This is a genomic window from Nesterenkonia sp. LB17, from assembly GCF_022565915.1.
In the GTDB taxonomy this organism is placed as follows: domain Bacteria; phylum Actinomycetota; class Actinomycetes; order Actinomycetales; family Micrococcaceae; genus Nesterenkonia.
Genome location: NZ_JAJOYX010000005.1, coordinates 1 through 21,201 on the forward strand (window position 1 = coordinate 1; position 21,201 = coordinate 21,201).

The 21,201-nt window shown below is 68.4% G+C and carries 20 protein-coding genes; 9 read left to right on the plus strand and 11 right to left on the minus strand.

Annotated elements, in window-relative coordinates; translation table 11 throughout:
* Window positions 1-454: 454 nt before the first annotated feature.
* From LTH96_RS10980 to LTH96_RS11000, 5 genes are all read left to right on the plus strand, one after another.
* Window positions 455-1,084, plus strand: coding sequence for a hypothetical protein (locus LTH96_RS10980; RefSeq protein ID WP_241465797.1), 630 nt, complete (start codon window positions 455-457; stop codon window positions 1,082-1,084).
* 68 nt (window positions 1,085-1,152) lie between these two features.
* A complete protein-coding gene (locus LTH96_RS10985; protein WP_241465799.1) occupies window positions 1,153-1,878 on the plus strand; it encodes a copper resistance protein CopC in 726 nt (241 codons plus the stop codon).
* A gap of 246 nt (window positions 1,879-2,124) precedes the next feature.
* Window positions 2,125-2,772: a copper chaperone PCu(A)C gene (locus LTH96_RS10990; protein ID WP_241465800.1), complete on the plus strand. Its 648-nt coding sequence runs from the start codon at window positions 2,125-2,127 to the stop codon at window positions 2,770-2,772.
* Window positions 2,762-4,060, plus strand: coding sequence for a Dyp-type peroxidase (locus LTH96_RS10995; RefSeq protein ID WP_370644443.1), 1,299 nt, complete (start codon window positions 2,762-2,764; stop codon window positions 4,058-4,060). The genes LTH96_RS10990 and LTH96_RS10995 overlap by 11 nt, the downstream gene beginning before the upstream one ends.
* 200 nt (window positions 4,061-4,260) lie before the next feature.
* Window positions 4,261-4,668 (plus strand): YccF domain-containing protein, encoded by a 408-nt coding sequence (locus tag LTH96_RS11000; RefSeq protein WP_241466045.1) that lies wholly within the window; start codon window positions 4,261-4,263, stop codon window positions 4,666-4,668.
* A gap of 64 nt (window positions 4,669-4,732) precedes the next feature.
* Here LTH96_RS11000 and LTH96_RS11005 read toward each other — a convergent pair whose 3' ends face one another.
* Window positions 4,733-6,163, minus strand: coding sequence for an aldehyde dehydrogenase family protein (locus LTH96_RS11005; RefSeq protein ID WP_241465803.1), 1,431 nt, complete (start codon window positions 6,161-6,163; stop codon window positions 4,733-4,735).
* A 236-nt stretch (window positions 6,164-6,399) separates the two neighbouring features.
* On the opposite strand from LTH96_RS11005, the gene LTH96_RS11010 reads away from it, so the two are divergent.
* Both LTH96_RS11010 and LTH96_RS11015 read left to right on the plus strand, forming a co-directional pair.
* Window positions 6,400-6,777 carry a hypothetical protein gene (locus LTH96_RS11010; protein WP_241465804.1) on the plus strand — a complete coding sequence of 126 codons (378 nt, stop codon included), beginning with the start codon at window positions 6,400-6,402 and terminating at the stop codon, window positions 6,775-6,777.
* Window positions 6,778-6,830: 53 nt separating this feature from the next.
* On the plus strand, window positions 6,831-7,001 hold the full coding sequence (locus LTH96_RS11015; protein ID WP_241465805.1) for a hypothetical protein: 171 nt from the start codon (window positions 6,831-6,833) through the stop codon (window positions 6,999-7,001).
* 2 nt (window positions 7,002-7,003) lie between these two features.
* Here the strand turns inward: LTH96_RS11015 and LTH96_RS11020 are convergent, their stop codons facing one another.
* The 7 genes from LTH96_RS11020 to LTH96_RS11050 form a co-directional block, all read right to left on the minus strand.
* Window positions 7,004-8,446 carry a bifunctional PIG-L family deacetylase/class I SAM-dependent methyltransferase gene (locus LTH96_RS11020; protein ID WP_241465806.1) on the minus strand — a complete coding sequence of 481 codons (1,443 nt, stop codon included), beginning with the start codon at window positions 8,444-8,446 and terminating at the stop codon, window positions 7,004-7,006.
* A complete protein-coding gene (locus LTH96_RS11025) occupies window positions 8,433-9,470 on the minus strand; it encodes an acyl-CoA dehydrogenase family protein (RefSeq protein WP_241465807.1) in 1,038 nt (345 codons plus the stop codon). The genes LTH96_RS11020 and LTH96_RS11025 overlap by 14 nt, the downstream gene beginning before the upstream one ends.
* Window positions 9,467-10,180 carry a glycosyltransferase gene (locus LTH96_RS11030; protein ID WP_241465808.1) on the minus strand — a complete coding sequence of 238 codons (714 nt, stop codon included), beginning with the start codon at window positions 10,178-10,180 and terminating at the stop codon, window positions 9,467-9,469. Before LTH96_RS11030 ends, LTH96_RS11025 begins: the two co-directional genes overlap by 4 nt.
* A gap of 189 nt (window positions 10,181-10,369) precedes the next feature.
* Window positions 10,370-13,153 carry an HAD-IC family P-type ATPase gene (locus tag LTH96_RS11035; protein WP_241465810.1) on the minus strand — a complete coding sequence of 928 codons (2,784 nt, stop codon included), beginning with the start codon at window positions 13,151-13,153 and terminating at the stop codon, window positions 10,370-10,372.
* A gap of 200 nt (window positions 13,154-13,353) precedes the next feature.
* Window positions 13,354-14,415: an NAD(P)-dependent alcohol dehydrogenase gene (locus LTH96_RS11040; RefSeq protein ID WP_241465811.1), complete on the minus strand. Its 1,062-nt coding sequence runs from the start codon at window positions 14,413-14,415 to the stop codon at window positions 13,354-13,356.
* A gap of 121 nt (window positions 14,416-14,536) precedes the next feature.
* A complete protein-coding gene (locus LTH96_RS11045; RefSeq protein WP_241465812.1) occupies window positions 14,537-14,977 on the minus strand; it encodes an OsmC family peroxiredoxin in 441 nt (146 codons plus the stop codon).
* A gap of 159 nt (window positions 14,978-15,136) precedes the next feature.
* The gene (locus LTH96_RS11050) at window positions 15,137-15,979 is read right to left on the minus strand and encodes an alpha/beta fold hydrolase (RefSeq protein ID WP_241465813.1); all 843 of its coding nucleotides are present in this window, start codon (window positions 15,977-15,979) and stop codon (window positions 15,137-15,139) included.
* Between the two features lie 198 nt (window positions 15,980-16,177).
* Here LTH96_RS11050 and LTH96_RS11055 point away from each other — a divergent pair, with 198 nt between their 5' ends.
* On the plus strand, window positions 16,178-16,783 hold the full coding sequence (locus LTH96_RS11055; RefSeq protein ID WP_241465814.1) for a TetR/AcrR family transcriptional regulator: 606 nt from the start codon (window positions 16,178-16,180) through the stop codon (window positions 16,781-16,783).
* Complete coding sequence (locus LTH96_RS11060) at window positions 16,780-17,289, plus strand: DUF3995 domain-containing protein (protein ID WP_241465815.1); 510 nt, start codon at window positions 16,780-16,782, stop codon at window positions 17,287-17,289. The genes LTH96_RS11055 and LTH96_RS11060 overlap by 4 nt, the downstream gene beginning before the upstream one ends.
* Here LTH96_RS11060 and LTH96_RS11065 read toward each other — a convergent pair.
* From LTH96_RS11065 to LTH96_RS11075, 3 genes are all read right to left on the minus strand, one after another.
* Complete coding sequence (locus LTH96_RS11065) at window positions 17,267-18,313, minus strand: CorA family divalent cation transporter (RefSeq protein ID WP_241465817.1); 1,047 nt, start codon at window positions 18,311-18,313, stop codon at window positions 17,267-17,269. The two genes, LTH96_RS11060 and LTH96_RS11065, sit on opposite strands and share 23 nt — an antisense overlap.
* A gap of 79 nt (window positions 18,314-18,392) precedes the next feature.
* Window positions 18,393-20,126 (minus strand): ABC-ATPase domain-containing protein, encoded by a 1,734-nt coding sequence (locus LTH96_RS11070; RefSeq protein ID WP_241465818.1) that lies wholly within the window; start codon window positions 20,124-20,126, stop codon window positions 18,393-18,395.
* A complete protein-coding gene (locus tag LTH96_RS11075; protein ID WP_241465819.1) occupies window positions 20,123-21,178 on the minus strand; it encodes a hypothetical protein in 1,056 nt (351 codons plus the stop codon). Before LTH96_RS11075 ends, LTH96_RS11070 begins: the two co-directional genes overlap by 4 nt.
* Window positions 21,179-21,201 lie beyond the last annotated feature (23 nt).

The window sequence follows — 21,201 nt, forward strand, 5'->3', positions numbered from 1 at the left end:
TCATCCAGGACCTGGTCTTTGAACCAGGCCGGGTATCCCTGTCCGGTCCGGGGTCGGGGGTGATGTGGTGAAGGCACTTGCAACTCCTGAATCTCAGGCTGTTGCAACCACCACTAGAACCCGCAGGTGGGATTCGGTCCGAAAAGCCCCCAAATCGCCCACTAGATGCAGGCTGGGTGGTCAGGGCTGACGCAGCCGGGTCCACCAGCACTCCCGGCCCCCGGCCCGCCACCCGAACCAGGCTCCGGCCGAGCCGGGGATCACGAAGGCGGCCCAGGCCAGGAATTGGGAGCGTCTCCCTGGGGGGGCCTCGCTGAGGCGATCTCGTCCAGCGGAATCCACCCCCGCCACCCACGCCCCCGAGTTCTACACGCTGTAGTAGACTCGCCCGCATCAGCCGAGGGAAGGGGATCCTGTGGTCAATGCCGCGGACTTCACCCTTTCACCGCGTCCCGTGACCGGTACCGCTCGGCTGACCCGCGGGCTGCTGGCCGCGACCCTGGCCATCGGTTCCGCTGCGATCTCCCACTCGGCCGCAGGCCACCACATGCCGCACTGGATCGTGTTGGTCCTGGCGCTCGCGGTGAGCCTTCCCGTCTGTGCCTCGCTCTCCGCCGTGCGGCTCAGTCGGGCCCGGCTCGGCGCCGCGGTCGGGTTCAGCCAGGCGGTGCTGCACGGTCTCTTCGCGCTCTTGCCTGCCACGGGGGCCTCCGCCAGCGCGACTGTGAACAGCGACGCGGCAGCTCACGCCGGGCATGCGGCCCATGATCACGCCGTCACGGTGGTCGGTGCGGCGCAGACCAGCACGGTCGCTCAGGTGCTGCCTGATGCGCCGATGATCATCGCCCACGTGTGCGCCGCAATCTTCAGCTTCGGGGTGATCCGCCGCGGCGAACTCATTCTCCAGGCGCTTGCCGCCCTGCTGCTGCTGCGCCCGGTCTTGCTGCTGTTCCTGCGTCCGGTCTCGCTGACCGGGCCCCGTGCCATCCGTGCGCACGATTCCTTCTCCACGGTGATCCTGCGGGACCTCTGGCTCGGCGGCGGCGCGCAGACCCTGCGCGGACCGCCGGTCCTCGTGAGCTGACATCGCCATATGGTTTCCACGGCTCGACGCCGGGGACCAGTCACTTCACGACGGAAAGCACTGAACTCATGTCATCCCGCACCCCCGCACACCGCACATCCACCACCTGGCGCCAGCGCGCCGGCCGCATGACCGCACTCTCCGCGACCGCCGCGCTCGGCCTGGCCGTCACCACCATGGCGGCTCCCGCCTGGGCGCACGATTCACTCATCTCATCCTCTCCGGAAGCCGGTGACCTCCTCGAGGCGAGCCCCGAGGAGATCACCCTCGAGTTCTCCGGCGGCGGACTGACCACCGGTGAGTCCATCACCAACATCATCGCGGTCAGCGATGAGGATGGTGAGAACTGGGAGGGCGAGACCGAGATCGAGGGTGCGACCATGTGGACCGAGCTCCCCGCGGAGCTTCCCGGGGGCGACTACACGGTCGCCTACCGAGTGGTCTACTCCGATGGGCACGCCGAGGAGAGCTCCTTCGACTTCGAAGTGGCTGCAGCAGAGCCGGATCCCGAGCCCACGCCGGAGCCTTCAACTCCCGCTGAGACCGAGACCGACGCCGACGCTGAGACCGAGACTGAGGCTGCTGCTCCTGCAGAGGACGACGACGTCGCCGACTCCACCTCCACGGACTCCGCCGAGGCGGATGAACCGGTGACGGGGGACGCGGCTGCGGACACCCAGCAGGACCCCGGCCTGCCGGTCTGGGCCGTCGTGGTCGGTGCTCTCACGGTGCTCGGTCTGCTTGCTGCGATCGCGATGGCTGTTCTGCGCGGGCGCAAGACGCCCCGCGCCTGATCCGCCTGATCCGCCGCGCCCGACCCCGGCGCGACTCCACAAGCCCGAACGCGCACGCCTGACTCAGCGCTGCTGATGCGCAGCCTCTGATCAGGCTCCCGCCGGCCTGCCGCTTCCCCGCGGTCAGGTCCAGCTGGGGCGACCCGCTTCCCGTGGATCGCTCTCCCACCCAAGACATCTATGCCCACCGCGCACGAGTGCGCGTTCGGGTTGAAGGGCCATGCGCCCGGAAGGAACACCACTGTCATGAAGAATCCCATTTGGACTCTCTCTGCCCTGGCGACAGCCGCAACACTGACGCTCACCTCTTGCAGCGAAGGCGGATCAGAAAGCACAGCGTCCGAGAGCCCGCAGACCGAAGCAGCCCAGGCCGAAGCGAAGGAGGATGCGCGCATCCAGAGCAGCCAGGACGACATGTGGGCGCGCGCCACCGATTCCGAGATGACCAGCGTCTTCGGCACCATCGAGAACCTGACCGATCAGGACCTCACGGTGGTGGGCGCCAGCTCCGAGGTCGCGGGAATCACGGAGCTCCACGAGATCGTGGAGGAGGACGGCCGACAGATCATGCAGGAGATCGAGGATGGCTTCATCATCCCGGCCTCCGGCTCCCTGGAGCTGCAGGCCGGGGGCGATCACCTGATGCTCATGGACCTGCAGCAGGAGCTGCTGCCCGGAGAGGTGTTCGACATCTCGCTGGAGTTCGAGGACGGCACGCAGGAGAGCATCAAGGCCATGGTCCGTGACGACGGCGGTCAGGACGAGCCCTACGAGCACGGCGGCGATATGGATCCCATGGACCACGGGAACGGCTCCGAGGGCGACGGCCCCGCGAGCCACGGTGACGCCAGCGGTCATGAACGCGATCACGAGTCCGATGATCATGAACGCTGAGGGGCCGCACGAGACCGACTCTGCGCGGACGGACTCGGGGCTCAGAGGCTCCGACCGAGCAGCCTCCCGGCATGGCTTCTCTCGCCGCGGCCTCCTGCTCGGCGCCGGGGTCGGCGGAGCAGGCGTGGCCGCGGCGGCCAGCATCGGCAGCGGGCTGCGCTGGGGCGACCCTGAGCCCGAGGTGCGCACCAGCAGATACGGCTCCGAGACCGTGCCGTTCTTCGGGGAGCGGCAGGCGGGCATCGACACCCCCGCTCAGGCTCATGCGCTCCTGATCGCGCTTGATCTGAGAGAACCCCGCAATGCCGAAGGCATCCAGCGGCTGCTGCGGCTGCTCAGCGATGACGCCTCCAGGCTGACCGCCGGTCGACCGGCGCTCGCGGATACGGAGCCGGAGCTCGCTGGTAATCCTGCGAGCATGACGGTCACCTTCGGCTTCGGCCGACGGCTCATCGACAGGCTGGATCCTCGAGCCGCGCCCGCGTGGCTGAAGGATCTGCCGGACTTCGAGATCGACGAGCTCGAGCCCGCGCTGTGCGGCGGAGATCTGCTGCTCCAGCTCTGCGGCAACAACCCGATCTCGCTGGCTCATGCGCGCAGGATCATGCTCAAGAGCGCGCGAAGCGAGGCGCGGCCCCGGTGGATCCAGAACGGTTTTCGTTCAGCACATGGGGCCCAGGAGCAGGGATCGTCCATGCGAAACCTCTTCGGTCAGGTGGATGAGACCGTCCAGCCTGAGCGCGGCGGGGACGGCAACGAGTTCGCCGTCTGGGGCCACCCGCCGTCGGGCTCTGCCGGTGCGCTCACCCCGTGGGTGGAGGGCGGCACATCGCTGGTGATCCGGAGGATCCAGATGGATATGGACGGGTGGGATGAGCTCGCCCGCAGCGGCAAGGAATCCTCGGTGGGGCGGGACCTGAGCGTCGGAGCACCGCTGACCGGCACCCGCGAACACCAGGATCCGGACTTCGAGGCCACCAGCGCGCTGGGCTTCCCGGTGATCGAGGAGTTCGCCCATATCCGTCGCGCCCACCAGGTGGGGCCCGAGGAGCAGATCCTGCGCCGCGGCTACAACTATGACGATCCGGCGTCCGGTGAACAGATCAGCAACAGCGGCCTGATCTTCATCTCCTACCAGGCCGACGTCGACCGCCAGTTCCTGCCCATCCAGAGGCGCCTTGCGGAAGCGGACCGGCTCAACGAGTGGACCACCCCTGTCGGCAGCGCAGTCTTCGCCGTGCCGCCCGGGTGCCAGCCCGGCGGCTTCATCGGCGACTTCCTCATCTGACCTCACCCCGAAGAGGGCATTCAACGACTACCGACATCAGGGCAGTCGAGCCTGCCCAGAACCGCCCCCCCTGCGAGGGAGCCAGGGCGGTGTGCTCAGGGGTCGCTGGGTGTAGAGACGACAAGCGCGAAAGCAGAGCAGGACCGCTGCCCTTCTGAGCGCAGCCGCGGATGCTATTGAATAGTGAGATGAACTCCACGATCTCTACGATTCTCAATGTCATCTGGCTCCTCTTCGGCGGCCTGTGGCTGGCCCTGGGCTACTTCATCGCCGGGATCATCTGCTGCCTGCTGATCATCACGATCCCCTTCGGCCTCGCGTCCTTCCGGATCGGGGCCTACGCGCTGTGGCCGTTCGGCCGCACGATCGTTGACCGCAGCCCTCGGGGTGCAGGTCTGTTCACCACCATCGGCAACGTGATCTGGATCCTGGTGGCGGGCATCTGGATCGCCATCGGCCACGTGCTCACCGCGATCCCGATGTTCATCAGCATCATCGGGATCCCGCTGGGCATCGCGAACCTGAAGCTGATCCCGGTCTCGCTGATGCCGCTGGGCAAGGTCATCGTCACCTCCAACGCGGTGCTGCCCACCTACCGCCACGCCTGAGCAGCCGGTTCCGCCTCCGAGTCGGGCAGAAGGCGGACCGAGGGCGGGCAGCGCGAGCCCGGCGTCAACCCTTGAGCAGGATCCGGCGCATGCCCCAGGAGATCGGTGCCTTCGCGAGCCGGGTCGGATCGAAGCCGGGAAGCTTGCGCAGCACGCCCCGCTCATGGCTGAAGGTCGCCACGCTGTACTCGCCGTGATAGCGGCCCATGCCGCTGGCGCCGACCCCACCGAAAGGCAGGGTGGACACCGCCAGCTGCGTCATCACGGTGTTGAAGGTGATGCCACCGGATGAAGTCCGCTCGAGGAAGTCCTCGCGCACCATAGGGTGCTCGGTGAAGGCGTAGAGCGCCAGCGGCTTCGGCCGCGCGTTGATGAACTCGATGGCCTCGTGGTGGTCCGCCACCGTGAGGATCGGCAGGATCGGACCAAAGATCTCGTCCTGCATGACCGCCGAGTCAGGCTCCACATCCAGCAGCACCGTGGGTGCGATGTACCGGGCAGAGACCTCCGCCGAACCGCCGATGACCGCGCGGCCGGAGCCCAGCAGCCCGGCGAGGCGCTCGGCGTGACGCTCATTGATGATCCGCCCGTAGTTCTCCGCGCGTGCGGGATCGGAGCCGAAGGCGCGGCGCGTGACCCGGGCGATCTGAAGGGCCAGCGGCTCGGCGAGCTCGGGAGTGGTCAGCAGGTAGTCCGGCGCGACGCAGGTCTGGCCGCAGTTGCTGAACTTGCCCCACACCAGCGCCTCAGCCGTGGCGGTGAGATCAGCCGAGGAGTCGATCCAGACCGGGGACTTGCCGCCGAGCTCCAGCGTCACCGGGGTCAGGTGCTTCGCCGCGGCGGCCATCACGATCGAGGCCACCGTGCCGTTGCCGGTGTAGAAGATGTGATCGAAGGGGTGCTCCAGCAGTCGGGTGGTCTCTTCGACTCCGCCCTCGACCACCTGCACGGCCTCGGCGTCGAGGTACTCCGGGATCAGCTCCGCCACGGTCGCCGAGACCGCAGGAGCCAGCTCGCTCGGTTTGAGCACCACCGAGTTTCCGGCCGCCAGCGCGCCGATCAGCGGCATCAGCAACAGGTGGAACGGGTAGTTCCAGGGGCCGATGATCAGCACCGTGCCCAGCGGCTGGCGCTGCACATGCGCGCGAGCGCTGCCCACGATGAACGGGACCGAGGTGCTCCGATCCCGGGTCCAGCGCTCAAGGTTCTTCACCGCGTGCTTGACCTCGGACTTCACCGAGAGGACCTCGGTGAGATGAGCGTCGACGTCGTTCTTCCCCAGATCCGCGGCCATCGCCGCATGGATCTCCGGTGCCCGCTCCTCGAGCAGCCGCAGGATGCCCCTGAGCTGGTCCCGGCGCCAGTCCATCGACCGAGTGCGGCCGCTGTTGAAAGCGGCCCGGGTCCCAGAGACGCAGGCGTCCACGCCGGCAAGGGGGGTGGAGATCTGCTTCGCGGGAGTGCTGCGCACCTCGGCGGGGGTGTATGGCGTCATGGAGTGAACCTCTCAGGTCAGGGCGTCCTCCCCACCCTACAGATCACGAACCCGCCCCGACCTGGATCAGGAGACGGTGGAGAAACAGCCGTCTCACCTCGTCAGAGGCTGATGACACTGACTCTCATTTTGCGTTAGATCCGTTAATAGTTATACCTTCTAACAGTAAGGTTGATGAAGAGACAGATGCGTTACTGCAACAGGGGGGCAGCCGCCAAAGGGTCCGGAGAAATCAGATGAGCGCACGAGCATTCCCCAACAGCACGATCACGCCGGGAAACACGACGCCTCAGCCCGTCCCGCGGGAGACGCACGGCCATGTGACCCAGGAAGCGGCCCAGCGAATTCGCTGCATGCGCTACGACCAGATCGCCAAGGCGGCATCCGCCGGCCTCATGGCTCACCCACATGTGGAGTCCGCAATCGTGGAGATCTCCGGCGACGACGCCGGTCTGGTCTTCCAGCTCAGCTGCACCATCAATGCCGACTCTGATCCCTCCGATCTGATGGAGACGATCTCCCAAGGCGTGATCTCGAACATCGAGCGGATGCTCGGCACCGAGTTCGCCTCCCGGCGGCTGCACTTCAATCGAAGCCTCTGCAGCGCCGCCTGAGCGCGGCCACCTCCCATAACAACTCACCGCCACACCTTCTTGAGGAGCCCGCCATGGACACCACGCTGATCCAGACGTTCAATGCATTCTTTCTGGCTGCCGTGGTGCTCGCCGTGCCCGTGCTGATCCTCGCGGGGATCTGGACCGCCACCGTGGAGCTCCGCCGTCCGGTCCCCGCGACGGTGGAGATTCCGGCCGGGAGCCGAGCCGTCAACCAGCCCTGACCTCAGTGCAGAAACTCGGTCTGGGCCACGCTCGGGCCCGCCGGGCCGAGCACGTCGATCAGCATGTCGAGATCCTCATAGCTGCCTTGGACGGCCCAGCCGGGCACCGCCCGCAGGTCGGCCCGGATCTGCTGCGCTGAGCGGAACGCCTGGGCATCGGGGTGGCGCCAATGCACCGACACCAGGTGGCCGCCGGACTCCAGGGTCTGCGATGCTCGTGCCAGGACCGCAGCCCATTGGGAGTCGCTGAGGTAATAGGCCAGCTCGCTGATCATGATCAGATCGAGCCTCCCGGCGGGCCAGTCCTCGATGCTGGCGTGCCGGAACGTCACGTTCTCGGCCACGACCCGCTGCGCCGCCACGTGCAGCGCTGAGCCGGAGATATCGGTGGCGAGGACCTCATCGCATCGCTGCGCCAGCAGTTCGGTCACCCCGCCGATGGAGCAGCCCGGCTCGAACGCTCGGCTGTAGCGAGCCCGGGGGAGCACGGCCATGGTCAGCCCGTATTTGCGCTGTTCATACCAGCGGGTCGTGACTCCCCACGGGTCCGATCCCCGCGCATGGAGGCCCTCGAAGTCCAGCGGTGTCCCCGGGAAGACGATCTGCTGATCCCGCAGCACAGTGTCCAGCATGCTCGGGGTGAGCACGGGCTCACCGGGGTTCCGGTCCACCGGCGTGCCATGCTCGGCCCCCAGCTGAGAGGCGAAGGCGGCGACCGCGCGGCCCCGGACCTGCGCAAGCTCGGGGTCGATCGGGATGGAGCGCGCCGCGGTCCACGGAACCTCCGGCGGACGGCCGGGCTCTGACGTCGAGTCCGAAGGTGTGCTGTGCAGCCACAGCCATACCGGGTACTGCACCAGCGCGGCGTTGCGCTGCGCCGCGGCGGCAACAGCCACCTCGCCGCAGGTGTCATGGTCCGGGTGCCCATCCCGAGAGAGCGGAGCCGCTAAGAGGGTGCCGCCGGGCATGTCCTGCAGGGCGGCGCCGATCGCCTCGGCGAGCGGTTCGCGGTGGGCGGCGAGCTCGCCGTCGGGCAGGTGCAGCCGGATGCGCTGCAGACTGCCTGGACCGCGCGGGCCCGGGGTGAGTCCGCGCAGCTCCTCCAAGGCCGCCTCGGATTCGGCGGTGCGGATCTCGGCGAGCTGATCTGCGGGAATGCTGCTGGGAGGATGGGACCCGGTGCCGTCGGTGGCGGCCAGGACCCGCACGGGTGAGCCGCTGCGCAGTCCGGCGGCGATCAGCGCGGCCGCTCCGAGCACCTCATCATCGGGGTGCGGAGCCACAACCAGCAGCCCGGGCAGGTCTTGGGGGATCCAGCGTCCCGCGGCGTCGATCTCGCCGATGCCCCATTCCGGCACGTCCGCGTCATAGTTCATCAGCGCGGCACGGGTGTTGTGCGGCGCCTGAGCGCCGTGGAAGGTCCGCGGGGTCTCACCAGGTGTCATGACCGTCCCCGATCAGGTGGTCCCAGCTCAGCCCGTCCTCGGCCATGACCGCGGGGAGTGCTGCCTCATCGGTCTCGGCGTGGGACTGCCGGATGTAGACGCCGAGATCGACGACCCGCTGAGCGTGGATCGCATCCGAGGCGAGCGGTCCGGGTCCCAGAGCGCGGCCGGTGCGGTCGATGATCTCGGCGGCCAGGCGGTCGATGTAGGTGCGCACCGCGAAGGCCTGCGCCTTCGCCATCGGCAGGTTGTGCGGGTCGGCGTCCACGGCGCGGGCGGTGCTGCTCAGCAGCGCCCAGCCAGCGGTCAGTGCGGCGGCTGCAGCCCCGGCGTGGGCCCGCAGGATCGGTGAGGCGCTGGGCGTGGTGGCCCGGGTGAGCAGCGGGGCGGCGACGGCGCGGGCGGCGCCGTACCAGCAGGCGGCCACCCCGATGCCGCCGTGCCAGAAGCCGGCACGGTCAAGGTAGTCGGCATGTGTGCCCAGCGCGGTTGCGGGCACCTGCTCGAAAGACACCCAGCCCGAGTCGCTGGCGGCCATCCCGACCGCCTGCCAGGTGTCGGGCACCGGGGAGACGCCGGGGGAGGAGAGGTCCACCGCGAAGAGCATCTTCTGCGCAGCGCCGGCGACTGAATCCTGGACTGGACCCGCGGCGTCCGACGCCACGGCCGCGGTGAAGACAGTCGCGGTGACCAGTGCATGGCTGCACAGCGAGGCCCCGGAGCACCAGGGCTTGGTGCCGGTCAGCGTCCAGCCCTGGCCGCTGCGCGTCGCGGTGAGCACCGGGGCCGGTGGCTCTGCGGCCCATACTCCCCAGAGCTCGCCGGCGGAGACCATCTCTGGCCGGCCCAGGTCCGTGCTGATCGCCACAGCATCGGCGTGGGCCTCATAGAGCCTGCCCGCCACCGTGTTCTGCGCGGTGAGCTCTGCGAGTCGGCGCCAGCGCCGGGCGGTCTCACCACGCCCAGGCAGCGGAGGCATGGGCTGGCGGAGGTGGGCGTGCACCTCGCGGAGAAGATCGGTCATGCGTGCAGGGCTCCCAGGGTCTGTGCGAATCCGCGCGGGGCGCGGCCGGTGGTGCGCCGTGAGGTCATCACCGGCATATCGGTGGCGGTGACCACCACGGCGTCGCTGCGGCGCAGCCGGGCCACCAGGTCCACATCCTCGTCATCGGCGAGGCTTCGGAATCCCGCCACTGCCCGGTAGGCGCGGGCGGTGAACGCCAGATTGGCACCGTGGATGTGGCTGTGTCGGCGCCCCGTGATCTTCTCGGCGTATTCGGCGGCCCAGGCCAGGCCCACCGGGTCGGCCCCGGGTACGGGGGCCAGCATCACCGTGCCCACGACGACGTCGGCGCCGCGGTCTCGATGCTCGGCCTGCTTGGCGAACCAGTCCAGTGGGACATGGCTGTCGGCGTCGGTGGTGACCAGCCACTGTTCCGCCCCGAGCGGGGTGTCAGTGACGTCTGCCAGGCCGGTCAGTGCATGCTCGAATCCGGCCGCCCGGGCAGCACCGACGTTGTTGGCGCCGATCTCGAGCACCTCGACGCCAGCAGAGCGGGCGATCGCGGCCGTGTCGTCCGTGCAGGCGTCGGCGACGACGATCAGCCGCAGCTGAACATCCGCGTGATGTGCTGAAGCGCGGACCGCGGTGACTGCGGCACCGATGGCTCCAGCCTCGTCGTGGGCAGGAATCACGACGATCACGTGCGGGTGCTGAGCGGAGTGGGCTGTCACCAGATTGAGTCTAGGCTCTCCGCGAGGCCGGGTGTCACCGCGATCCGAAGCTTAGGTCCTGGCTCTGCCTCGGCGCCGGCCCTGATCCTCCGGGTCCGGGTGGTGCCGCCGAGAACCAAGATTCATCCCATGAGCCGATCCGACCTGAGCATCAGGGCAGGTGCACACGCCAGGCGGTGTGCATCGTGTCTAGCTGCCGGGCGCTTCGCGAAGTCTCGGTGCCCGCCGACCCGCGTAGAGCACCAGCTTCAGCAGCTCGGTCAGCACCAGGACCACCAGCCCTGCCCCCACGGTGATCAGCAGGTAGAACGGATCCAACACCGCGGTGTCGAAGATCGTGTGCAGCCAGGGCAGGTAGATGAACCCGGCCTGCAGCAGGGTCAGCACCGCGACCATCAACCAGGCGATCTTGTTCTTGAACAGGACCGAGGGTCGCAGGCTGAAGCTCTCCAGCGATTTCACGCTGAAGAGGTAGAAGACCTGACAGACCACCAGCACCGTGGTGGCCAGGGTGCGGGCGACCTCCAGATCGTCACCGACGTCCATGCGCCAGCGGAACACGATGATGGTCACGGCGGCGATCAGCAGTGAGACCACCGCGATCTGCACCACGTGGCGGGCCTCCACGATCCCGGCATTGGGATCCCGCGGCTTGCGCCGCATGATCCCGTCCTCGGCGGGCTCGAAGGCGAACGCGAAGGCCAGCGTGACGCCGGTGACCATGTTGACCCAGAGCACCTGCAGCGGGGTCAGCGGAAGGGTCCAGCCGAAGGCCACGGCGAAGAGCACGACTGTGGCCTGGGCGCCGTTGGTGGGCAGCAGAAAGACCAGCGCCTTGCGCAGGTTGTCGTAGATCCTGCGGCCTTCCTCGACCGCGGTCTCGATGCTGGTGAAGTTGTCATCGGCGAGGACCACCTCGGCGGCGTCCTTGGTGACCTCGGTGCCCTTGAGTCCCATGGCGATGCCGACGTCGGCCCGGCGCAGCGCGGGGGCGTCGTTGACGCCGTCGCCGGTCATCGCCACCACCTCGCCCTCGGCCTGCAGGGCGCGGACCAGGCGCAGCTTGTGCTCCGGGGAGGTGCGGGCGAACACGTGATGGCGCTGGGCAAGCTCGCGCAGCGACTCGTCGTCGGTGGCCTCCAGCTGAGTCCCGGAGATGGCCCCCTCACCATTGTCGATCCCCATCAGCCGGGCGATCGCGGTGGCGGTGCCGGCATGATCACCGGTGATCATCTTGACCTGGATACCGGCGTCGTGACAGACCTTGATCGCGTCGATCGCCTCCTGCCGCGGAGGATCCACGATCCCGACCACCCCGACGAAGATCAGCTCCTCGCCGAGGTCCTCCACGCTCAGGGACTCGCTGTCCTGCGCATGAGCGGGACGGTAGGCGGCCGCGAGGACGCGCAGGCCGTCTGCTGAGAGCGCGTCGATGTGCTCATGCCACGCGGCCGTGTCGAGCTCCTCGGTCTCGCCCTGCGCGGTGAGCTGTGTGGCGGAGCGGGCCAGCAGCCGGTCCGGGGCGCCCTTGATCAGCACGAGGGTCTCGTGCTCGGTCAGCTGTGCGGTGGTGGCCATGAGCTTGTTCTGCGAGCTGAAGGGCAGCGTGGCAAGCCGTGAGCCGGAGGAGTCGTCGAAGCCGAGCTTGCCGGCCAGGGACTTCAGTGCGCCCTCGGTGGGCTCCCCGGCGATCGCCCAGCCGCCGGCGTCGTTGCGGATCAGCTCGGTGTCATTGGTCAGGCTCATGATCTCCACGAACCGATGCAGCCCCGGGTGGTCCAGGCTGATCCGTTCGCCGTCCCGGGTGACCTCACCCACGGGCACGTAACCGGTGCCGGAGATCTCGAGGGTCTCATCGGCGAGGACCACGCGCTCGGCGGTCATCTCGTTCTTGGTCAGCGTGCCGGTCTTGTCCGAACAGATGGTGGTCACGCTGCCCAAGGTCTGCACCGCGGAGAGCTTGCGGGTGATCGCGTTGCGCTTGGCCATGGTCTGCACGCCCAGCGCCAGGGTGATGGTGATCAGCGCCGGGAGTCCCTCGGGGATCGCGGCGACGGCGAATCCGGCGGCGGCCTGGAGCAGCTCGGTGATCGGGGTGCCGTGCAGGCCCCAGCCCAGCCCGACCAGCAGCAGCGTCAGCACCAGCACGCCCAGGGAGAGCACCTTGCCGAAGCGGGCGATCTGTCGGGTCAGCGGGGTCTGAAGGGTCTCGACCTCGGACATCATCGTGTTGATGCGTCCGATCTCGGTGTCCTCCCCGGTGCCGACGACGACGCCGGTCGCGGTGCCCGAGGTGAGCAGGGTGCCGGAGAACGCCATGGAGGTGCGATCCCCCAGCGGTGCGCCCTCCTCACTGGGCTCGGTGGTCTTCTCGGACGGGACGGATTCGCCGGTGAGGGCCGATTCCTCGATCGCGAGGTCGGCGGTGTCGATCAGCCGGACATCAGCGGGGACCTTGTCCCCGGTGCGCAGCCGCACGATGTCGCCGGGGACGACCAGCTCGGCGTCCACCGTGGTCCAGGAACCCTCCCGACGGACATCGGCGCTTGGTGAGAGCATGTTGCGGATGCCCTCCAGGGCGCGTTCGGCGCGGCCCTCCTGCAGGAAGCCCACGACTGCGTTGATCACGACGACCATCAGGATCACGATGGTGTCGGCCCAGTGTTGAAGCAGTGCGGTGAGTCCGGCGGCGCCGATGAGCACGTAGATCAGCACGTCGTGGAAGTGCCTGATGAACCGGATGAACGCGTTGTCCTGGTCCGGGTCCGGGAGCCGGTTCGGGCCGTGCTTCTCCAGGCTGGCCGCGGCCGCCTCGGCGCTGAGGCCCTGTTCGGACTCGACCTCCAGACGGCGCAGCACGTCCTGGTGCCCAAGCGCGTAGGCCGAGGCGACATCCTCCGCGGCTGCGGCTGCGGCTGGGGCTGTGTCCGCGGAGGCATCAAGCGTGGACGGGGTCTGGGCGGGTGAGCTCACAACTGTTCCTTCGTTCCCGGGGTCATCGGGTGCTCCCCAGCCTACGGGTGCTGCCTGCGCGCTGCTTGGAGCGATCACCCAGGCAGCCGTTCACCGCCATGACGAACGCCCCGCCGCGCAGGGAGCGCTCTGTGACCTCCTTGCGCGGCGGGGCGTTCGGTGTGACCCGGCTGCGGTGGCACCCGGGTCGTTCAGTGTGCTCAGGCGGCGTCGGCCTGCTCCAGTGATGCGATGTCGATGACGGCGCGGTAGCGCACGTCACCGGAGACGACCTTCTCGTAGTACTCATCGACCTGGTCGGCGCTGATCAGCTCGATCGTCGAGGTGATGCCGTGCTCGGCGCAGAAGTCCAGCATCTCCTGGGTCTCGGGAAGTCCGCCGACCATGGAGCCGGCGTAGTTGCGGCGCATGGCGAGCAGCGAGAACATCTGGAAGGACTGCTCCTCGCTCGGTGCACCGACGTTGACCATGGTGCCGCCGCGGCCGAGCAGGCCGAGGAAGGAGTCAAGGCTGACCGAGGCGCCGACGGTGTTGATGATCAGGTCGAAGCTGCCGGCGAGATCTTTGAACGCCGAGCCGTCTGCGGTGGCGCGGTAGGCGGTGGCGCCGAAGGCCAGGCCGTCTTCCTTCTTGCTGTCGGTGCGGCTGAGCACGGTGACCTCGGCGCCCATGGCGGCGGCGATCTTCACTGCCACGTGGCCGAGCCCGCCCATGCCGATGACGCCCACGTTGACGCCGGGGCCGGCGCCGTAGCGCTTGAGCGGTGCGTAGGTGGTGATGCCCGCGCAGAGCAGCGGGGTGGTGGATGCGGGGTCCATGCCTTCGGGGATGGTGAGCACGAAGTGGTCGCGCACCACGATCTGCTGGCTGTAGCCGCCGTGGGTGTTCTCACCGAACTTGTCCTGGCCGTTATAGGTGCCGACCACGCCCTGGCTGCAGAACTGCTCCTCGCCGTCCTTGCAGGCCTCGCACTCCATGCAGGAGTCGACGAAGCAGCCCACGCCCACGGTGTCGCCGACGCTGAACTTCGAGACCGACGATCCGACCTCGACGACGTCGCCGACGATCTCGTGGCCCGGGGTGATCGGGAAGGTGGTGCCGCCCCATTCGTCGCGGACCTGGTGGATGTCGGAGTGGCAGATTCCGGCGTAACGGATGGCGATCCGAACGTCATCGGCGGCCAGGCTGCGGCGCTCGAGGGTGCGTGTGGTGAAGCTGGACTCGGCGCTGTCGGCCTGAAGTGCAGTGATCGTCGTGGTCATGAAGGGTGATTCCTTAAAGCTGGTGGAAAGAGAGGTGGACACGGCGCAGGGCCGCGGCGGGCAATGGATGCGCGCCGCGACCCTGCAGCAGTGTGCTGGACCCCAGGAGGTCCTGCCGGGTTCAGCTCTGGAAGGTGGCGTCCAGGGTGATCTCGACTCCGGTGAGCGCCTTGCTGACCGGGCAGCCGGTCTTGGCTTCTTCGGCGGACTTCAGGAAGGTGTCCTCGTCGATGCCGCTGACCTCGCCGTTGACGGTGAGCTTGATCCCGGTCAGCTTGAAGCCGCCCGCAGGATCGGCGCCCAGGGAGACGTCGGCACGGACGTCGAGGGCCTCCACGGTGCCACCGGCGCCGGAGAGGACGGCTGAGAGCTGCATCGCGTAGCAGGAGGTGTGGGCTGCGGCGATCAGCTCCTCCGGGCTGGTGCTGCCGTTGGCCTCGTCGGCCGAGCGCTTGGGGAAGGACACGTCGTAGGTGCCGAGCTTGGAGCTGCTGAGCTCGACCTGGCCGGAGCCCTCTTCGAGTGATCCGTTCCAGGCGGTGCGTGCTGTGCGTGTAGGCATAGTGAGTCTCCTTGAGTGTGGGTGCGCAGGGTGCGTGTCCGCTGAGTTGGTCTGCGCAGGGCTGATGGGTTCAGCGTCAGTCTCGCGGCTGTGTCCGGATGGTTCCTGGACATGTCAGCCGTGGCCGGCACTGACGGGGTTCTGCTCTGGTGGAGGTGATCAGGACCGCAGGAAGGTCAGCAGGTGCTCGTTGACCTCCTGGGCGTGGGTCCAGAGCATGGCATGGGGGGCGTCGTCGATCTCGTGATACTCCGCGCTGGGCAGCGCCTTGTGAAAGACCCGGCCGGTGGAGTCGATCGGGAGGATGTTGTCTGCGGTGCCGTGGACGATCAACGTGGAGACGCCGGAGCGGCCGACGGCGGCGACGTCCTCGCGGAAGTCGGTGAGCCAGGTCGGCTGGGCCCAGATCGAGGCGTGCGGGGAGGCGGCGTAGGCGAGGTTCTTGTGCGCCGCCAGGGCCTCCTCGCTGAGTCGGCTGCCGAGGGTGTCCTTGGTGTTGAAGAAGTCGTCGAAGAACGCTGTGAAGAAGGCGTAGCGATCGGTGCTGACGGCGTCGAGGAGGCCGTCGAAGACCTCCTGCGGCACGCCGGTGGGGTTGTCCTCGGTCTGCAGCAGGAAGGGTTGGAGCGAACCCAGGAAGACCGCCTTGCTCACTCGGTCCGAGCCGTGGTCGGACAGGTAGCGGGCGACCTCGCCGGTGCCCATGGAGAAGCCGACCAGCACGGCGTCGCGCAGGTCCAGTGACTCCATGAGGGTGTTGAGGTCGGCGGCGTAGGTGGTGTAGTCGTGTCCGGTGGTCGGGCGGGAGGACTTCCCGAACCCGCGACGGTCATAGGTGATGACGCGGCAGCCGGCGTCGAGCAGCGCGGCGGTCTGCTTCTCCCATGAGGAGCCGTCCAAGGGGTAGCCGTGGATGAGCACGACGGGCTGACCCGCGCCGTGATCCTCGTAGTAGAGCGAGATGTCTGTGCTGTTCTCGGTTCCGACGGTGACGCGTGACATGTCAGTTCCTCCTTGAGGTTCGGAGAACGTTCGTTCTCCCTTCGCCTCAGCCTAGGAGAACCACCGTTCTCTGGCAAGTACACTGGGATGAAAGCACCATGAAGAGCACGCAAACGTGCGGGTGCGCAGAACGCTGGGACACCGCAGCGCTGAGACCACGGAACTCTGCGTCACCGAAACTCTATGGGAAGGGCTGCGATGACCCGTCAGGGGGACGCACACCTGCAGAAGTCTGCTGATCCGCTCCGCCGGAGAATCGTCGAGGCGGCGGACGAGCTCTACTACGCCCAGGGTTTCCGCGCCGTGGGCATGGACGCGCTGAGCCAGCGCGCCGGTGTCTCGCTGAAGCGCCTCTACACGGTGTTCCCGTCCAAGGAGTCGATCGTGCTCGCAGTCCTGGACTACCGCCACCGGATGTGGGCCGATGAGATCGCCGCCGCGGTGGCGCAGGAGGCCACGCCGCGCGGCCGGCTGCTGGCGATCTACGACTACCTCGCCGGGTGGTTCCGCTCAGACTCCTTCCGCGGCTGCGTGTTCGTCAATGCCTTCGGCGAGCTGGCCACAGAATCCCCCGCCGTGGCCACCAAGGCGGCGGAACACAAGCGCGACTTCCGGCGCTATATGGAGCGGCTCGCGGTCGAGGCGGGGTTCTCCGAGGAGCTCGGAGATCAGCTGATGCTGCTCGCCGAGGGCGCACAGACCACTGCCGCGATCACCGGAGACTCCTCGATGGCGCTCAAGGCCCGCCGCGCCGCCGAAGCGCTGCTCAGCGTCGAAGAACCCGTCCAGACCCAGCCGGTGTGATGAAGAAGCCGACGGCGCTGATCTGGTGCGCAGGTCTGCTCGGCCTGCTCAACGCGGCGCCGAGCTACTACTGGGCCTTCGGTGGTGATGCGCTGCTGGAGACCATCGGGCAGTGGCTGATCACCCTGCGGACCGATATGCCGGTGCTGACCAGCCTCGCGCTGCTCGGGATCGGCCTCGGCAAGACGCTCGCGGTGGTGATCCCGCTCGTGGCGGCGCGCCTGCTGACGTCCAGCCCGCTGCCGTCCCAACGGCTGACCTCTCGCAGTCGCCGGCCACGCCCGGCGCTGTGGTGGAACCTCTCCCGGCTGATCGGCGCCGGGCTGATCCTCTATGGCGCCGCCGGACTGGGGATCAATGCCGGACTGCTGCTATGGCCCGGGCTGGATCTGCAGGACCCGACGGCGCGGCTGGGTCAGGCCCTGCTCTGGTATCCGATGCTGCTGGTCTGGGGGCTGGTGCTCGCCGCAGGGCTGCGTCGGCTCAGAGCCAGTGTCGCCGCTTGAAGACCGTCCACAGCGTCAGGCTGAGCCCGACCATCAGCGCCACCGCCACGGGGTAGCCCCAGGCCCAGGACAGCTCCGGCATGTGCCGGAAGTTCATCCCGTAGATCGAGGCGATCAGCGTCGGCGCGAACAGGATCGCCGCCCAGCCGGAGATCTTCTTGCTCTGCTCTCCCTGGGCGTAGGAGGCGTCAGCCAGGCGGCGGGTGGCATCGTTCTGCTCGATGGTCAGCAGCGTCGAATGCAGCGCGACGGCGTTCTCCAGATGCGAGCGGAGCAGCTCCACCCGGTCCCGCATCCGCCGGGTCCGCATGATCAGATCGGTCCAGGTAGAGGACTCCTCCCCGGGCGCACTGGACTCGGCGGCCTCTGCGCCGCGTTCGGTGGCCACCGATTCCAGCGGCCGCATCGCCCAGTCGAAGCGATGCACCTTCTGCAGCAGCTGATAGATCCGATGCGAGAGCGCCGCATCGAGCCGGGCCTCCTGGAACAGGACGCCCTCCATCGCCTCGATGGCATTCTCGAGTTCATCCAGCGCCACCGGGTACTCCCGCAGCACCGCACCGATCAGGCCTGCGATGGCATGGGAGGAGGTCACAGAGACGCTCGGATGGGCCAAGCGGGTGCTCTCCCGCAGCGCCTGCATGCCGAGCGGCGCCTGACCTGGCTCGTCGGCCTGGACTGTCACCACGAGTCCTTCTGCGGCGAGGACGCGCAGCTCCGAGAAGTGGAACCTTGTGACCTGGTTCGGCTCATCGATGGTGGTGGAGACCCGGTGCAGCACGGCGGCCACTGATTCCGCCGAGGCGGCAGGAATGGGCAGACGGCTGCGATTCCCGCAGAGGAACTCGAGCTGTGGTTCGCGCAGCCCCAGCGCGGCGGCGGTGTCCTCGAAATCGGGAATGTCCTCCCCGCTGAGGTCTACCCAGAGCAGCACCGTCGCAGGGCTGGTGTCGGGCGCCCCGGTCGGGGACTGCACCTCGGAGCTCGCCCCGTCGGCGGTGAACCGCCGCATGGTGATGGCCATTGCACCCCCTGTGATCCCGGCACGATCAGGACCTGCCCTGATGCCGGACTGGTTCTCAGGGTAGCCCAGCGGGCACTGCTCAGTGCAGGGTCAGGCCGCGGTACCGATTGATCGCGGCGTGGATCTCGTGCGGCCGTGGGCGGGCGAGATGGCCGGGGTGCCCGCGGCGCGGGGAGAGGGCATCCAGACCTTCAGCGTCGATGCGGTCCACGAGCGCAGCGACCAAGGTGGGGATGTCGCGTTCACCGTCGGCCTGCTCGGCGAGGCGGTCCAGCGCCTTGGCCAGCGCCTCGGTCTGCGCCGGGTCCACCAGCTGGGCCACAGCGGTGAGGTCGACATCTTCGCGGCCGTACTGGATCATCCGGTGCCCGCGGCTGCGGGCGGGCTTGGTCTTCTTCGCCGGATGCAGCGAGGCGCGGCGCGGAACTCGGGACGGGACGTCGGTGAAGACCGTCTCGACCGGGAGCTCCGCGGCAGGGGGGTCTGTGGCCGCCGCGGAGGTGCTCGAGGCTGCCGGGCGCGCCGTCGTCGTCTGGTGGTCTTCGGCGATGCGGTGCGCCTCGGCGGTGACCTCGCGCAGCGTGTAGTCCTGCAGGGCGATCACCTGGTCGGCGACCTGGAAGAAGGCGCCGGAGCCGCCGGCCACCAGCACGGTGGAGACTCCGCGCTCGGTGAAGAGCGGGCGGACCCGGTCCACGAACGGAGTGATCGGCTCGCGCTCGGCCGGGATCAGCTGGCGCATCCGGTCGTCGCGGATCATGAAGTTCGTCGCCGAGGTGTCCTCATCGATGAGCAGGGCCCGGGCTCCGGCTTCCACGGCCTCGACCAGGTTGGTGGCCTGGGATGTCGAACCCGAGGCGTTGGTGCTGGAGAAGCTGCGGGTGTCCGCACCGGAGGGCAGCCCGGAGATGAAGGGGGAGATGTCGACGCCGGCGGCACTGCGGCCGTCCTCGGCCCGGATCGAGACCGCGGAGGCGCCGGTGATGACCCATTCGCGGCCGTCCCCGGCGATATGCGGATAGACCCCGCGCTCGATGGCGCGCAGCAGGGTCGACTTGCCGTGATAGCCGCCGCCGACGATGACGGTGACACCCTCGGGCACGCCCATTCCGGCGACCTCTCGGCCGCTGGGCAGGGTGAAGCTGCGGCGAAGCGCCTCGGGGCTGGTGAACTCGACCGCGCCGTCGCCGAGCGGCAGGTCGGAATCCCCGGCCTGTCGGGGCAGCACGGAGCCGTCGGCGGCGAAGGAGATCAGCTTGGCCGCGGTGAGCTGCGTGCGCAGGTCCTCCTGATCACGCAGCAGCGTGACGTGGGAGCGCAGCGCGTCCTGGTCCAGGCTGGCGTGCAGCAGCGAGGACTCGGCGAGGCCGGGCAGGGTCTCGGTGAGCAGCCGGGCGGCTTTGCGGCCCAGCGCCTTGCGTCCTGCCGCGGGCAGCGCCACGAAGAGACGTGCTGTGATCAGCTCCTCTGTGATGACCACGCTGGTGCGCTCGAGCACCTGCTGCCCGGGCCGGCCGATGCTGATCCCTTCAGCGGGACTGGCGGCGACGGCGTCGGCGAAGGCGCGGGTGAGGAAGTCGCTGGCGGCGATCCGTCCGAGCCGATCATCGAGCAGCTCTGCCGGCAGTCCGGCGTCGTCGCGGCGGAGGCTGATCCGCATCAGCGAGGGCGGCGCGAACGGGTCCACCTGCACCTTGTCCACGCTCAGGGTGAAGCGGCCCAGGGCGTAGCGGCCGCTCAGCTGCCTATAGGACGCGTACCCCCGGCCGTCGATCGCGGTCAGGGTCTGCTGCAGGGTCTGCTGGTCGTTCATGCGCTCTCCGTGTATTCGCGCTGGCGTTCGCGCTGTCCGTGGGTCAGTCGGCGCAGGTCCACGCCGGAGTCGAAGCTTGATCCGATGGCGCCGGCGAAGACGCCCATCCCGGCGCTGAACCAGGCGATGTTCAGATAGTTGAGCAGGCTGGCCTCGCCGCCGATGATCGTCGCCAGGTATTCGGCGTCGATGATCACCAGCCCGGCGAGGAAGATGACCGCCACCAGGAGGAGGTAGAGCATCAGGATGCAGGCCAGCAGGGTGATTGCGGTGGACCCGTTGTAGAGGGTGACCACGGTGGCGAGGCTGCGGTTCTTCGGGCGGTCCCAGAGTCCGTCGCGGATGATCAGCCAGATGATCATGGTCACCACCGCGGCGAGCCCGACCAGCATCAGCCGGGTGGGGCTCAGCGCATCGGCCATCTGCCAGATGGAGCTGTAGAAGATGCCGAAGGCGCCGGTGGCCGCACCTGCGGCCAGCGCGCTGGAGAGCTTCGGGACGGTGCGCAGGGGATCATTGCCCAGCGCCATGCCCAGCACGGTGCGCGGACCGCCGGTGAGGGTGTGGGCGAAGAGGCCCAGGCCCTCTCCGCGTTCGGTGGGCTCCCACTGGCTCCAGCGCTGGTCATACTTCTGCGGATCCGGGCCGGAGCCGGGGGGCAGCAGGCGCAGCAGGGAGCCGGTGAAGACCTTCTGGATGCGGCTCTTGGTGGCCCAGGCGCCCAGGGTCGGGCAGGACACGATCGCGACGTTGTGCTCGGGGAAGATCTCCGAGATCAGCGGGTGCCCCTTGGTGTGGCGGGGGATCTCGGTGAGCATGATGACGGCATCAGCCTCGGCATGATCCGCCTCCATCTCGCGCACCGCGTCGATGTCCAAGGTGGCGTCGGGGCGGATGCGCAGCATCCGGGTCGCACAGGAGACCGTGACCTCCCCGTCGAGGAGCTTGCGTGCCTCCTCGGTGAAGCCTTCCTGGATGGAGTTCACGCGCCGGGTGGGCAGACCGGGATCGGCGAGGAGCCTGATGTGGAACGGTTTCGCGGGTTCAGACACAGCCTCAGGTGCTCCTTCGCTGG

Bases quoted from the DNA above. Each gene is read 5' to 3' on its own strand.
- LTH96_RS11040 (WP_241465811.1), bottom strand. From the start codon at position 14,415: ATGACCACGACGATCACTGCACTTCAGGCCGACAGCGCCGAGTCCAGC.
- LTH96_RS10995 (WP_370644443.1), top strand. From the start codon at position 2,762: ATGAACGCTGAGGGGCCGCACGAGACCGACTCTGCGCGGACGGACTCG.
- LTH96_RS11025 (WP_241465807.1), bottom strand. From the start codon at position 9,470: ATGACCGATCTTCTCCGCGAGGTGCACGCCCACCTCCGCCAGCCCATG.
- LTH96_RS11055 (WP_241465814.1), top strand. From the start codon at position 16,178: ATGACCCGTCAGGGGGACGCACACCTGCAGAAGTCTGCTGATCCGCTC.
- LTH96_RS11050 (WP_241465813.1), bottom strand. From the start codon at position 15,979: ATGTCACGCGTCACCGTCGGAACCGAGAACAGCACAGACATCTCGCTC.
- LTH96_RS11015 (WP_241465805.1), top strand. From the start codon at position 6,831: ATGGACACCACGCTGATCCAGACGTTCAATGCATTCTTTCTGGCTGCC.
- LTH96_RS11010 (WP_241465804.1), top strand. From the start codon at position 6,400: ATGAGCGCACGAGCATTCCCCAACAGCACGATCACGCCGGGAAACACG.
- LTH96_RS11065 (WP_241465817.1), bottom strand. From the start codon at position 18,313: ATGGCCATCACCATGCGGCGGTTCACCGCCGACGGGGCGAGCTCCGAG.
- LTH96_RS10985 (WP_241465799.1), top strand. From the start codon at position 1,153: ATGTCATCCCGCACCCCCGCACACCGCACATCCACCACCTGGCGCCAG.
- LTH96_RS11005 (WP_241465803.1), bottom strand. From the start codon at position 6,163: ATGACGCCATACACCCCCGCCGAGGTGCGCAGCACTCCCGCGAAGCAG.
- LTH96_RS11020 (WP_241465806.1), bottom strand. From the start codon at position 8,446: ATGACACCTGGTGAGACCCCGCGGACCTTCCACGGCGCTCAGGCGCCG.
- LTH96_RS11045 (WP_241465812.1), bottom strand. From the start codon at position 14,977: ATGCCTACACGCACAGCACGCACCGCCTGGAACGGATCACTCGAAGAG.
- LTH96_RS11070 (WP_241465818.1), bottom strand. From the start codon at position 20,126: ATGAACGACCAGCAGACCCTGCAGCAGACCCTGACCGCGATCGACGGC.
- LTH96_RS10990 (WP_241465800.1), top strand. From the start codon at position 2,125: ATGAAGAATCCCATTTGGACTCTCTCTGCCCTGGCGACAGCCGCAACA.